The sequence below is a fragment of the Lentzea flaviverrucosa genome (genome assembly GCF_003350445.1).
GTDB classification, from domain to species: domain Bacteria; phylum Actinomycetota; class Actinomycetes; order Mycobacteriales; family Pseudonocardiaceae; genus Lentzea; species Lentzea californiensis.
Window position 1 is genome coordinate 124,771 of the sequence record NZ_QQAU01000005.1, and the last position, 12,346, is coordinate 137,116.

Annotated in this window: 11 protein-coding genes and 1 riboswitch; of the genes, 7 read left to right on the forward strand and 4 right to left on the reverse strand. The window is 68.6% G+C overall.

From position 1 onward, the window contains the following. The 3 genes from dnaJ to DFR72_RS17285 are packed head-to-tail and all read left to right on the forward strand — an operon-like array spanning nt 1 to nt 2,017. On the forward strand, nt 1-1,164 hold the full coding sequence (gene dnaJ, locus DFR72_RS17275) for a molecular chaperone DnaJ (RefSeq protein WP_090066204.1): 1,164 nt from the start codon (nt 1-3) through the stop codon (nt 1,162-1,164). 5 nt (nt 1,165-1,169) lie between these two features. Continuing rightward, on the forward strand, nt 1,170-1,598 hold the full coding sequence (locus tag DFR72_RS17280; protein WP_090066350.1) for a heat shock protein transcriptional repressor HspR: 429 nt from the start codon (nt 1,170-1,172) through the stop codon (nt 1,596-1,598). Beyond that, complete coding sequence (locus tag DFR72_RS17285) at nt 1,595-2,017, forward strand: hypothetical protein (protein ID WP_090066203.1); 423 nt, start codon at nt 1,595-1,597, stop codon at nt 2,015-2,017. Before DFR72_RS17280 ends, DFR72_RS17285 begins: the two co-directional genes overlap by 4 nt. Nucleotide 2,018: 1 nt before the next feature. Here DFR72_RS17285 and DFR72_RS17290 read toward each other — a convergent pair whose 3' ends face one another. Then, nucleotides 2,019-2,918, reverse strand: coding sequence for an SDR family oxidoreductase (locus DFR72_RS17290; RefSeq protein ID WP_090066202.1), 900 nt, complete (start codon nt 2,916-2,918; stop codon nt 2,019-2,021). Nucleotides 2,919-3,001: 83 nt separating this feature from the next. Between DFR72_RS17290 and DFR72_RS17295 the strand changes: the two genes are divergently transcribed. Next, the gene (locus DFR72_RS17295) at nt 3,002-3,571 is read left to right on the forward strand and encodes a TetR/AcrR family transcriptional regulator (RefSeq protein WP_090066349.1); all 570 of its coding nucleotides are present in this window, start codon (nt 3,002-3,004) and stop codon (nt 3,569-3,571) included. 25 nt (nt 3,572-3,596) lie between these two features. On the opposite strand, the gene DFR72_RS17300 is transcribed toward DFR72_RS17295, so the two are convergent. Next, nucleotides 3,597-4,814 (reverse strand): serine hydroxymethyltransferase, encoded by a 1,218-nt coding sequence (locus DFR72_RS17300; RefSeq protein ID WP_090066201.1) that lies wholly within the window; start codon nt 4,812-4,814, stop codon nt 3,597-3,599. 13 nt (nt 4,815-4,827) lie between these two features. Beyond that, a riboswitch (ZMP/ZTP riboswitch) is annotated at nt 4,828-4,912 on the reverse strand. A gap of 6 nt (nt 4,913-4,918) precedes the next feature. Then, on the reverse strand, nt 4,919-6,022 hold the full coding sequence (locus DFR72_RS17305) for an FAD-binding oxidoreductase (protein ID WP_090066200.1): 1,104 nt from the start codon (nt 6,020-6,022) through the stop codon (nt 4,919-4,921). 317 nt (nt 6,023-6,339) lie between these two features. Between DFR72_RS17305 and DFR72_RS17310 the strand changes: the two genes are divergently transcribed. Then, nucleotides 6,340-6,984, forward strand: a complete 645-nt coding sequence (locus DFR72_RS17310; RefSeq protein WP_245983085.1) for a pyridoxamine 5'-phosphate oxidase family protein — start codon at nt 6,340-6,342, stop codon at nt 6,982-6,984. A 550-nt stretch (nt 6,985-7,534) separates the two neighbouring features. Beyond that, the gene (locus tag DFR72_RS17315; RefSeq protein ID WP_245983087.1) at nt 7,535-9,205 is read left to right on the forward strand and encodes an MDR family MFS transporter; all 1,671 of its coding nucleotides are present in this window, start codon (nt 7,535-7,537) and stop codon (nt 9,203-9,205) included. Here the strand turns inward: DFR72_RS17315 and DFR72_RS17320 are convergent. Next, nucleotides 9,103-9,486 (reverse strand): VOC family protein, encoded by a 384-nt coding sequence (locus tag DFR72_RS17320; RefSeq protein ID WP_090066198.1) that lies wholly within the window; start codon nt 9,484-9,486, stop codon nt 9,103-9,105. The genes DFR72_RS17315 and DFR72_RS17320 overlap by 103 nt on opposite strands. 156 nt (nt 9,487-9,642) lie before the next feature. Here DFR72_RS17320 and clpB point away from each other — a divergent pair, with 156 nt between their 5' ends. Further along, complete coding sequence (clpB, locus tag DFR72_RS17325; RefSeq protein WP_090066197.1) at nt 9,643-12,225, forward strand: ATP-dependent chaperone ClpB; 2,583 nt, start codon at nt 9,643-9,645, stop codon at nt 12,223-12,225. Nucleotides 12,226-12,346 lie beyond the last annotated feature (121 nt).

A 12,346-nucleotide genomic window follows, 5' to 3' on the forward strand; every position in this document is an offset into this window, starting at 1 on the left:
GTGAGTCAGAGGGACTGGATCGAGAAGGACTTCTACCGCGAGCTGGGCGTCTCCTCCGAGGCGACCGCGGACGAGATCAAGAAGTCTTACCGCAAGCTCGCGCGCGAGCTGCACCCGGACGCGAACCCCGGTGACGCCAAGGCCGAGGCCCGCTTCAAGGCGGTCTCCGAGGCCTACGGCGTGCTGTCGGACGCGGCCAAGCGCAAGCAGTACGACGAGGCCCGCCGCCTGTTCGCGGGCGGCGGCGGGTTCCCGGGCTCCGGTGGCTTCGGCTCCGGCGGGTTCGACGTCAACGACCTGTTCGGCCGTGCCGCGCAGGGCACCGGTGGCGGTGGCCTCGGCGACCTGCTCGGCGGGCTGTTCAACCGGCGCGGCGGCGCGGCGGCGGGTTCGCCCACACGGCCGCGTCGTGGTGAGGACGTCGAGACCGACGTCCGCATCGACTTCACCGAGGCGGTGAAGGGCGCGACGGTGCCGCTGCGCCTGTCGTCCCCCGCCGCCTGCACGACGTGCAACGGCTCCGGTGCCAAGCCCGGCACCACGCCGCACACCTGTGCGACGTGTTCGGGTTCCGGCCTCGTCACGCGGTCGCAGGGCGCGTTCGCGTTCAGCGAGCCGTGCCGCGACTGCCGCGGCACCGGCCGGATCATCGACGACCCGTGCCCCGAGTGCGGTGGCGACGGCGTCAGCACCCGCACCCGCACGCTGACCGTCCGGATTCCTTCGGGAGTCGCCGACGGCCAGCGGATCCGCCTTGCGGGACAAGGCGAACCGGGGCGCAACGGTGGCCCGAACGGTGACCTGTTCGTGCGCGTGCACGTCAACCCGCACGGCATCTTCGGCCGTCAGGGCAACGACCTGACGCTGACGGCGCCGATGACGTTCTCCGAGCTCGCGCTCGGAACCACGTTGACCGTGCCCACGCTGGACGGCAAGGTTTCCTTGAAGGTGCCTGCCGGCACCGCCTCCGGGCGGGTGCTGCGGGCACGGGGCAAGGGGATCACGAAGCGGGACGGCACCGCGGGCGATCTCCTGATCACCCTGGAGGTCGCGGTGCCGAACAACCTGTCGTCCGAGGCCCGCAAGGCACTCGAGGCGTACGCCGAAGTGACCCAGGACCACGACCCGCGCGGCGATCTGAACGCACTCCTCGAAGGGCGGTGAGTTCGGTGGGTTTTCCGTTCCCGCCGGGAACTGATGAGGACACGCCGTTCTTCGTGATCTCGGTGGCGGCCCAGCTGTCGGGCCTGCACGCCCAGACCCTGCGGTCCTACGACCGGATGGGTCTGGTCTCGCCGGGCCGCACGTCCGGTGGCGGCCGCCGCTACTCGATGCGCGACATCGTGCTGCTGCGGGAAGTCCAGCGCCTCTCGCAGGACGAGGGCGTGAACCTCGCCGGCATCAAGCGGATCATCGACCTGGAGAACCAGGTCGATGCGCTGCGGTCGCGGGTCGCCGAGCTCCAGCAGGAGCTCGCGCAGGCCATGGCGGCAGCCGATTCCACGGCCGCCGCCGTGCACGCGTCCTACCGCCGCGACCTCGTGCCGATCCGGCAGGAGACCGCGCTCGTCGTGTGGAAACCGAAGCCCCGCAAATGATCGAGCGCCTGTACGACGTCTTCGCGATGCCGCGTCCGCGAGTGGTCGAGTTCTGCGACCACTGCCTCACAGCAGCGGACGTGGCGCCGTTCACGACCGTGCCGTTGCGCGAACTGACGGCCGAGCAGGTCGAGACGTACTGGTTGCGTTCCGGCAAGATCGGCGACGAGAACTTCGCGCGCTACCTGCTCCCGCGCGTGCTCGACCTGATCGCGGCCGGTGAACTCGACGCCGACTTCTACTGGTTGCGCATCGCGAACACGGCGCACGAGAAGGGCGATGCGCGCGAACGGCGGGCGATCGAGGAGTACTACGACGCCACGCCGCGCGCTTTCGCAGCCCTCGTCGAGGAGTGCACGGGCCAGAACGCTCCCGGTGAACGCCTCGCGAAGTGGGTCGCCGGGCGAGAGTCCCGCTGACTCACCGCTGCTCGAAGTAGAACCCGGCCTCCAGGTCCTCCAGGATGCCGGGTTCCTTCGTTTCCCAGCCCAGCAACGCTTTCGTGCGCGCACCGGACGTGGGCGCGTCCCGCGAGACCATGAACGCGAGCGGGCCGAAGTGCTCCTGGCCGCGTTCCACCGGAATGCTCTCGACAGGTACGTCCAGCTTCCGCCCGATGACCTCGGCGATCTCCCGCATCGTCACGGCCTCCTCCGCGACCGCGTGCAGCACCGAGCCCGCGGGTGCCTTCTCCGCGGCCAGCCGGTAGAGCCTCGCCGCGTCCAGCGTGTGCGTGGCGGACCAGCGGTTCGCGCCGTCGCCGGGGTAGCCGGAAATCCCCGTGGCACGGGCGGTCCTGACCAGGATCGGGATGAAACCGGCCGTGTCCAGTGCACTGTGGACGGTCGGCGGCAGCACGACGACCGAGCCGCGGACGTCCGCGGCGTCGATGATCGCGTTGCGCGCGGCGCCGCGCGGGCCCTCGCTGGAGACCCGCTCCTCCTCGGTGGCGGTGCGGCCGAGGCCCGAGTACGACAGCGTGCCGGAGGTGCCGATCAACGCCTTGCCGGTGCCGGCGAGCTCGTCTAGGAAGGCCTGGACGACGGCGAGGTCGGCGTCGGAGGCGCCCTGGTAGTCGCCCGCGTACATCTCGTCGTGCTTGAACGCCAGGTGGATCACGGCGTCCGCCTCGGCCGCGCCCTTGCGCAACCCGTCGAGGTCGTCCAGGTCGCCGAGCCGGACCGTGGCGCCCTGGGCGTCGAGCTTGGCGGCGGAGGCGTCGGACCGGGCCAGTCCGACGACCTGGTGTCCCGCTCGCAGCAGTTCCGGGACCAGCGCCGAGCCGACGTGGCCGCTGGCGCCCGTGACGAAGACCTTCATGGCACTTCCTTCAAGTGATGGGACTTGGTCTCATCACCGTAGCAGAGTGATGAGACCAAGTCCCATCACTTAGGATGTGGGTCATGGGTCGATGGGAGCCGGACGCGCGGGAGCGGTTGGTGCGCGCCGCGCTCGACCTGTTCAGCGAGCAGGGGTACGAGAACACCGCGGTCGCGCAGATCGCCGAGCGCGCGGGCCTCACGAAGAGCACGTTCTTCCGGCACTTCCGGGACAAGCGCGAGGTGCTCTTCGGCGGCCAGGACGTGCTGGCCGACCTGATGACCGGCGCGATCTCCGGTGCGCCCGCGGAGGCGGGGCCGCTGGAGGCGGTCGAGGCGGCGCTGCTGGCGACGGCAGGGACGTTCACCGACGAGTGCAGGGCGCACGGTCCGCAGCGGCTCGTGGTGATCGCGGGCAACGACGAGCTGCGCGAGCGGGCCGCGTTGAAGATGGTCGGGTTCGCCGTCGCGATGACCGACGCGTTGAAGCGGCGCGGGGTGCCGGAACTGGAAGCCGCCGTGGCCGCGGAGCTGGGCGTGCTGGCGTTCAACCACGGCTACGAGCGCTGGCTGGAGACCGGCGGGGACTTCGCGGAAGTCGCCCGCCGGACGTTCAGCGACGTGCGTGCGGCCGTCGGCTCCTTGGTGGCGTGACCCGGCCCGTTGGCGGGCCACACCACTAGAGCGAGCCGAGTAGTTCCTCGACCTCGGCGGCGATGCGGTCCAGCGCCTGGTCGTTGTCGTGCGCGGCGATCGCGCGGTCCATCCAGTCCGCGATCAACGGCATCTGCTCGGGCCTGAGGCCGCGCGTCGTGATGCCGGGCGTGCCGAGCCGGATGCCGGACGGGTCGAACGGCTTGCGGCTGTCGAACGGGACGGCGTTGTAGTTCAGCTCGATGCCCGCGCGGTCGAGCGCCTGCGCGGCCGGCTTGCCGCCGATCAGCTTGGACGTCAGGTCGATCAGCACCAGGTGGTTGTCCGTGCCGCCCGACACCAGGTCGAACCCGCGTTCCAGCAACGCCTCCGCGAGCGCCTGCGCGTTCTTCACGATCATGTGCGCGTAGTCGCGGAACTCCGGCTTCGCGGCCTCGTGCAGTGCGACGGCGATGGCGGCCGTCGTGTGGTTGTGCGGGCCGCCCTGCAGACCGGGGAAGACCGCCCGGTCGATCGCCTTCGCGTGTGCGGCGTCGGTGAGGATCATGGCGCCACGCGGGCCCCTGAGCGTTTTGTGCGTGGTCGTGGTGATCACCGGCGCGTGTCCGACCGGCGACGGGTGCGCGCCGCCGGCGACGAGCCCCGCGATGTGCGCGATGTCGGCGACCAGCAGTGCGCCGACCTCCCTGGCGATGTCCGCGAACGCCGGGAAGTCGATGGTGCGCGGGATCGCCGTGCCACCGCAGAAGATCACCTTCGGGCGTTCGGCGAGTGCGAGCGCGTGGACCTCGTCCATGTCGACGCGGCCGGTGTCCTTGCGGACCTCGTACTGGACGCTGCGGAACCACTTGCCGGTGGCCGAGACGCTCCAGCCGTGCGTGAGGTGGCCGCCCATCGGCAGGGACATGCCCATCACGGTGTCGCCAGGCTGCAGGAACGCCAGGTACACGGCGAGGTTCGCCGGGGAGCCCGAGTACGGCTGGACGTTCGCGTGGTCGACGCCGAAGAGCGCCTTCGCGCGGTCCTGAGCCAGCAGTTCGACCTGGTCGATGACCTGCTGGCCCTCGTAGTAGCGCTTGCCGGGGTAGCCCTCGGAGTACTTGTTCGTCAGCACCGAGCCTGTTGCCTCAAGCACGGCCGCCGACACGTCGTTCTCGGACGCGATCATGCGCAGTTTGCGGGCCTGGCGGTGTTCCTCGGCCTGGATCAGGGTGGCGATCTCGGGATCGACTTCGCGCAGCACGGCATCACTCCGTGCCGGGCACCCAGGCGTTCGGTGCGCTCGGCCGTCGCTTCCCGGTGGTCACTTCCACCCTCGGCACGCCAGTCGCTTTCGACGTGCCGAGTTTAGTCCAGCGTGAACGGGTCGTACTTGATCCGGTCAAGCGGAGTTCCGGCGACCAGCATGCGGGACACCGTCGATCTGATCATGGCGGGGCTGCCGCAGACCAGGACGTCGCGGTCTTCCCACGCGCCGTAGCGGGTGACCACGTCGGCGAGGCTGCCCTGCTCGACACCCCGGACGCCGGGGTCGGACTCCAGCACCGGCACGACCGTGAGCCACGGGTTCGTGGTCGCGATGCGCTGCAGGTTGTCCAGGTCGTAGAGGTCCTCGCGGGTGCGGCCGCCGTAGAACAGGTGCACGCGCGGGTTCTCGCCGTACTGCGCCATCTCGTCGATCATGGCGTGCATCGGCGCGACACCCGTGCCACCGGCCACCATCAGGATGTCCGTCCCGGACGTGCGGTCGACCGAGAGACGTCCCATGGGCGGCCCGATGCGCCACGTGTCACCGGCCTGCGTGTGGCCGACCACCGAGCGGGACACCCAGCCGCCGTCGACGGACCGGATGTGGAACTCGATGACGCCGTCCTCGCGCGGTGCGTTCGCCGGCGAGTAGTACCGCCACAGGCGCTTGCGCTGCGGCGTCTCCACGCTGACGTACTGACCGGCCTTGTAGCTGACGGGGTGGTCCGGTTGCAGCCGGACGACGGCCAGGTCCCACGAGACGCGCTGATGCTCCAGCACCGTCGCGTGCCAGTAGGCGGGCCCGTTGTCGGCGTCGGCCGCCTCCTGCATCGCCCTGGCCATGAGGGTGTAGGCCTCGGCCCACGCCATCTCGACCTTGGGCGTCCAGGCGGCGCCGGCGAACTTCTTCACCGCGGACAGCAGTGCCGTCCCGACCGCCTCGTAGTGGACGTTGATGACACCGAACTTCCGGTGGTCACGACCCAGCTGACGCAGGAAGGGGATGAGGTCGTCCGGGCGGTCGACCATCTGCACCACGTGCACGAGGGCGCGCAGCAGACGGCTGCGTTGCACCTCCATGTTCGCGGGGAACATCTCGCGTGTGGCAGGCGAGAGCGAGAAGAGCATCCCGTAGAAGAACTTCGCCACTTCTTCGGAATGCGGCTCCACCACGGCGAAGCTCTCCCGGATCATCCGCACCATCGCGGTGACACCAGGCGGGGGCTCTCGGTGGGGCGGGGTAGGGATGGGGCTCAGCACAGCGTTCGCAGTCATGGTCCGCGCGCAGTCTCCACGTTCTTCGTCGTCGTTCTGGGTGGTGCCGGCAAGGCACCGTTCGTCCTCGTCAAGCATCCGTCCCCCGACAGGGTGGACAGTAACCCCTGATCGGGCCGTTTGACTCCTTGATGCCACCTTCGAGCGAAGCATGGTCACTCTAGGTGAGTAGTTGTTACCGCAACAGTGTGAATGTGAGGGTCCTTCTGTACCGGGTTGCGCGCTTGCGTGCTTGGGTTGGGCGCGTGTCCCTGCCTGAGCTGACTGAAACCACCTCACCCGACCGTGTCGAGCTCCCCGGCTCACGCGGAGAGCACTTCCTCCAATGTGCCCTGGAGACGTCCGACCGCGCTACACGCTTCTACTCGGACCAGGTTCTCGATCACCTCAACCCCGCGATGGCCGAGTTCGTGGGCCGGATGGAGATGGCCTTCATCTCGACCGCTGATGCGGACGGGGAGTGCGACTCCTCGCTGCGTGCCGGGTCGGCCGGGTTCATCCGTGTTGTCGACTCCCGGACCCTCGTGTACCCCGAGTATCGGGGGAACGGGGTCATGGCCTCGCTCGGGAACATCATGGAGAACCCGCACGTCGGGATGTTGATGGTCGACTTCGCCGAGGACCTGATCGGGCTGCATGTGAACGGGCGGGCCCGGATCGCTCCGCTTGAGGAGTTCGCCTCCGAGGACGAGGAGACCGGTCCTGGGGTGAAGAAGGTCGAGCGGTGGGTGGTGGTTGAGGTTCGGGAGGCCTACGTCCACTGCCGCAAGCACATCCCGCGGATGGTGCCTGTGGATCGGGTTCGGCATTGGGGGACTGATGATGTCAAGAGGAAGGGTGGGGACTTCTTCGGGGTCAAGGCCGACAAGATGAGTGATGCCGGCGGGTGACGTGGGCTGCCGCGACCTTGTGGGTGGTTGGGTTGCGGGCGGCCTTGCGGCTGCGTGCGTTTTCCTGGGGGCTCTGCCCCCAGACCCCCGGCAATCTGATCGGGGGGTGGCGCCGCCTGTGGGTTGATGGCACGCCTGTTGCGTTGGGCGGCCGCCGGTTGCGTGGAGAGTGCGTTGTGGCGGTGGGGTCCCGTCACGAGTCGCGCCAAGAGCGGGCCACATGCAGGTAGGGGTGTCAAGCGGACGAAAAGCGTGTCCGCTTGACACCCCTACCTGCATGCAGCAAGAGCTGTGGCGCGACTCGTGACGGGACCCCACCGCCAGGCCCGCGCGGTAAAGACGGCTCGCCTTCGGCTTCGCATGCGAAGGGACGGCTCGCCTTCGGCATCGCGTTTGGGTGGGTGGCTCGCCTTCGGCTTCGCGTGCGACTTGGGCTCCAGTGGGCTGGGTGACCCTGGGTGTGATGCATCAGCCACTGAATTAGTTGGCCTAGCTAACTATCTCCAGATATAGTTGTATGACATCAACTAATTACTGGAGGTGTGCCGGTTTGACTCGGCCCTCGTCGCATCGGGAGATCCTCGAAGCACTGTCCGGCATCTGGGTGGCGTTGCTGGTCGCGATCCTCAGCTCCACCATCGTTTCGAATGCTCTCCCGACGATCCTCGCCGAGCTCAAGGGCACGCAGACCCAGTACACGTGGGTCATCACCGCGATGTTGCTGGCGTCCACCGCCAGTACGCCGTTGTGGGGGAAGCTCGCTGACCTCTTTGACAAGAAGAGGTTGTTGCAGGCTGCGATCGTGTTGTTCGTCGTCGGTTCTGTTCTGGCCGGGTTCAGCCAGAACATGGAGCAGCTCATCTCGTTCCGGGTCGTGCAAGGGCTTGGCATGGGTGGTGTGCAGGCGCTGGGGCAGGTTGTCGTCGGTGCGCTGCTCAGTCCGCGCGAGCGTGGGCGGTACAGCGGGTACACCGGGATGGTGATCTCCGCCGGGACCGTTGGCGGGCCGTTGGTCGGTGGGTTCCTCGTCGACTGGCCCGGGTGGCGGTGGTGCTTCTTCGTCTGCGTGCCGTTGGCGCTGGTGGCGTTGGCCGTGTTGCACAAGACGTTGCACCTGCCGGTCAAGAAGCAGCGGGTGAAGATCGACTACCTCGGGGCCACGCTGATCACCGGTGGTGTCAGCCTGGTGCTGATGTGGGTGTCGTTCGCCGGTAAGGACTTCGCCTGGGTGAGCCGGGAGAGTGCGCTGTTCGTCGGTGGGGCGTTGCTGGCGCTGGGTGGGGCCTACTTCGTGGAACGGCGGGCTTCGGCTCCGGTCATTCCGCTGCACCTGTTCAAGAACCGGACCGTGGTGCTGGCGATGCTTGGTGGTGTCGCGGTGGGCACGGCGATGTTCGGGGCCTCGGTGTTCATGGGGCAGTACTTCCAGATCGCGCGTGGGTTCTCGCCCACCAAGGCCGGGCTGTTGACGGTGCCGCTGGTGCTCGGGCTGAGCATCTCGTCCACGGTCAGCGGGCAGTTGATCGCCAAGAGCGGCAAGTGGAAGAGCTACCTGGTGTGGGGGTCGTTCTCGCTGGTCGCCGGGCTGGCGTTGCTCGGGACGATCGACCACCGGACCAACCTGGTGCTGATGGGGGCCTACCTGGCGCTGGTCGGTGTCGGGGTGGGGCTGACCATGCAGAACCTCGTGCTGGCCGTGCAGAACGGGGTCGGGATGGCCGATCTCGGGGCCGCCAGTTCCACGGCCACGTTCCTGCGGTCGCTGGGTGGGACGGCCGGCGTCTCGGTGCTCGGGGCGGTGCTGGCTGCCTCCGTGAGCACCAAGACGCTCGACCCCGGGTCCCTCTCCCCCGTGGTGCGGGACTCCTACGGTGACGCGATGGGTGAGTTGTTCCTGATCGCCGCCGGTCTCGCCGTGTTCACGGTCATCGCGGTGCTGATGATCAAGGAACAGCCGCTGCGGGACTCGATGGACGACGACGAGGTTGTCACCCCAACGGGTTCTGGTGCACTGACGGTCGCCACTGAAACCGGTTCACCTGTGGATACTGACCTGCGGATTGTGGACAAGTCGGCACCCGCTGTGGACAAGCTGCTGGTGCTTTCGGGTGACGGTGATCAGGAGGTCGCGGCGCGTTCGGCTGCGCTGCGTTCCACGCAGAACTCGTTGCCCTCGGGGTCGCGCATCGTGACCCAGCCGGTGCCGTCCGGCCTGCGCTGATCGTCGAAGATCGTCGCACCGATGCCGACGAGGCGTTCCACCTCCTCGTCGCGGGTGCCGTCGGTCGGCTGCAGGTCGATGTGCAGGCGGTTCTTGAGCTCCTTGTCCTCCGGGACGTTGATGAACAGGTAGCGGATGCCGCTCGGCAGGTGGATCAGGCACTCCGGGTCGCCGGGGTTGTCCTCCGGGTCGAGTGGCAGGTCCAGGACCTGGCCCCACCACGACGCGATGCCGTAGGAGTCGCGCGCGTCGACCGTGATGTTGTGGATGATTGAGGTCATGGCGCTGATCTTCGCCCAACCCGTGCGAGCGGCGGCCTGAATTTCGGGACGGACGTGTGATCTGGGCCGAGTTCAAGGTTGAGCGGAACACACTCAACTTTTCTGACGTTGTGCGGGATGATGGTCCATGCTTGAGGCTGACCACGAGGTGGAGGAATGGACGCTTTCAACCCGACGACCAAGACGCAGCAGGCCGTTTCCGCGGCGGTGCAGGCCGCGACGCTGAACGGGAACCCGGACGTGGGTTCCGTGCACCTGCTCAGTGCACTGCTGGCGCAGACGGACGGGTTGACCGCGCCGTTGCTGTCGGCGGTGGGTGCCGACCCGGCGCAGGTGCGCAAGGAGCTGGAGCAGCTCTCCCGCTCGTTGCCCAGCGCGTCCGGTTCCACCGTGTCCGCTCCGCAGTTCTCGCGCGACGCCGTGCGGGTGATCGGCAAGGCGCAGGAGCTCGCCACCGAGATGGGTGACGAGTACGTCTCGACCGAGCACCTGCTCGTCGGGCTGGCGCAGCACGGTGGCCAGGTGGCCGACCTGCTGCGGCGGCACGGTGCGACGCCTGACGCGCTGACCGAGGCCTTCGCGAAGGTGCGCGGCTCGGCGCGGGTGACGTCGGCCGATCCCGAGGGCACCTACAAGGCGCTGGAGAAGTACGGCGTCGACCTGACCGAACGTGCGCGCAAGGGCGAGCTCGACCCCGTGATCGGCCGTGACGCCGAGATCCGCCGGGTCGTGCAGGTGCTGTCGCGGCGCACCAAGAACAACCCCGTGCTGATCGGTGAGCCCGGTGTCGGCAAGACCGCGATCGTCGAGGGCCTGGCGCAGCGCGTCGTGGCCGGCGACGTGCCGGAGTCGTTGCGCGGCAAGAAGGTCGTGTCCCTCGACCTCGGCTCGATGGTCGCGGGCGCCAAGTACCGCGGTGAGTTCGAGGAGCGGCTCAAGGCCGTCCTGAAGGAGATCACCGACTCGGCCGGGCAGGTCATCACGTTCATCGACGAGCTGCACACGATCGTCGGTGCCGGCGCGACCGGTGAGTCGGCGATGGACGCCGGCAACATGATCAAGCCGATGCTCGCCCGCGGTGAGCTGCGCATGGTCGGTGCCACGACCCTGGACGAGTACCGCCAGCACATCGAGAAGGACGCCGCCCTGGAGCGCCGCTTCCAGCAGGTGCTGGTCGGCGAACCCTCGGTCGAGGACACGGTCGGCATCCTGCGCGGCCTCAAGGAGCGCTACGAGGTGCACCACGGCGTGCGCATCACGGACGCCGCCCTCGTCGCCGCCTCGACGTTGTCCGACCGCTACATCACCGCGCGCTTCCTGCCGGACAAGGCCATCGACCTCGTCGACGAGGCCGCGTCCCGGCTGCGCATGGAGATCGACTCGCGGCCCGTCGAGATCGACACCGTCGAACGTGCCGTGCGGCGCCTCGAGATCGAGGAGATGGCGCTCGCCAAGGAGTCCGACCCGGCGTCGATCGAACGGCTGCACGCCCTGCGCGCCGAGCTCGCGGAGAAGCGCGAGGCACTGTCGGCGCTCACGGCCAGGTGGCAGAACGAGAAGGGCTCCATCGACCGCGTGCGCGGCCTGAAGGAGCAGCTGGAGTCGTTGCGCGGCGAGTCCGAACGGGCCGAGCGCGACGGCGACCTCGGCCGCGCCGCGGAACTCCGCTACGGCCGCATCCCCCAGCTGGAGAAGGAACTCTCCGTCGCCGCGGAGTCCACACAGGACGCCGCGATGCTGAAGGAGGAGGTCGGCCCCGACGACGTCGCGGACGTGGTGGCGGCGTGGACCGGCATCCCGGCGGGAAGGCTCCTGGAGGGCGAGACCGCCAAGCTGCTGCGCATGGAGGACGAACTGGCCCGCAGGGTCGTCGGCCAGGCCGAGGCCGTGCGCGTCGTGTCGGACGCGGTGCGCAGGACGCGCGCCGGAGTGGCCGACCCGGACCGCCCGACCGGCTCGTTCCTGTTCCTCGGCCCCACCGGCGTGGGCAAGACCGAACTCGCGAAGGCGCTGGCGGCGTTCCTGTTCGACGACGAGCGGGCGATGATCCGCATCGACATGAGCGAGTACTCCGAGAAGCACTCGGTGGCCCGCCTGGTCGGTGCGCCTCCCGGCTACGTCGGCTACGACCAGGGCGGCCAGCTCACCGAGTCGGTCCGCCGCCGCCCTTACTCGGTGGTGCTGCTCGACGAGGTCGAGAAGGCGCACCCGGACGTGTTCGACGTGCTGCTGCAGGTCCTGGACGACGGCCGCCTGACCGACGGCCAGGGCCGCACGGTCGACTTCCGCAACACGATCCTCGTGCTCACCTCGAACCTGGGCTCGCAGACCATCGTGAACCCGTCGCTGACGGAGCTGGAACGCAAGGACGCCGTGATGGCCGTGGTGCAACGGCACTTCAAGCCGGAGTTCCTGAACCGCCTGGACGACGTGGTGGTGTTCCACGCCCTCGCCACCGAGGAACTTACGTCCATCGTGGACATCCAGATCGCTCGCCTGGCGGACCGTCTCGCGGCCCGTCGCCTGACGCTGGAAGTCACGGCGTCGGCACGCGACTGGCTGGCCCTGAACGGCTTCGACGCCATCTACGGCGCCCGGCCGCTGCGGCGGCTGGTGCAGTCGGCGATCGGCGACCAGCTCGCGAAGGAGTTGCTGGCCGGCGAGGTGCGGGACGGCGACACGGTGCGGGTCGACGTGCTGGACGACAACTCGGGGCTGATCGTGGGCCGCGAGGTCTGAGGTCACCTGGTGGGTGGTTTCCGTCGTTATCAGGGCGGGAACCACCCACGACCTGTTGACCAGGTGTTCGTGTGCTTGCGTGTGTCGATTGGGCACGCCCAGGTCACGACGCGCGGAAGTG